Genomic DNA, 709 nt, shown 5'->3' on the forward strand with positions numbered 1-709 from the left:
GTCACTACTATGTTCTAAAAAGCGATGCTGAGTCATATTTTGCCAGTATTCAACACCACATAGTTCTGAGGCAGGTTAAGCAGTGGATTCACGATCCCATCATATTAGAACTTCTCTGGCAGTTCATCACCCAGCGTCGTGATCATGCGGGCGTGCTCTATCCCACGACCCAAGGAATAAGTAAAGGAAGTCGCTTATCCGTCATTTTGGGGGCTATCTACCTAGACACGTTAGACAGAGTGTTGTCCAGCTTAGCGAGCAAAGTTAACGGTTATTACTGTCGATATGTGGACGATTGGATATTTATGTGTACCCAGAGGCACCAATTAAGAAAAGCACTGAAGTTGATGTATCAGGTTCTTAATGAACTTGGTTTAACAATTGCAAAGAAAAAGACCTATGTAGGCAAAATTGAGAAAGGGTTTGATTGGTTAGGTTACAGAGTTAACTGGAAACGTGTCATTACCGACGATAGCCGAGAAGTCTTGGGCTGTCATTCTAATTCCACCCTCTTAAAGAATATCTATTATTTAACCGTAAGCCAAACGAGCTTAAAAAACCACTTTGAGAAGTACCATCGGCTTTATGAGCAAGGAGCGAGTAAAAGGGCTCTGATCGAGTACTTGGTGAGGTGGTGTCAGTGGGTAAACAGCGGTTTAGTTGCAACTCCTTATGTTCAACTACGCGTCTAAGAAAACTCGCTAACCAA

General features: G+C 42.6%; 1 protein-coding gene. It reads left to right on the forward strand.

From position 1 onward, the window contains the following. A partial coding sequence (locus BLO31_RS21720; protein ID WP_245688550.1) for a reverse transcriptase domain-containing protein occupies nt 1-692 on the forward strand: 692 nt, incomplete at its 5' end. Nucleotides 693-709 lie beyond the last annotated feature (17 nt).

The organism is Vibrio sonorensis, from assembly GCF_001854765.1.
GTDB lineage: Bacteria > Pseudomonadota > Gammaproteobacteria > Enterobacterales > Vibrionaceae > Vibrio > Vibrio sonorensis.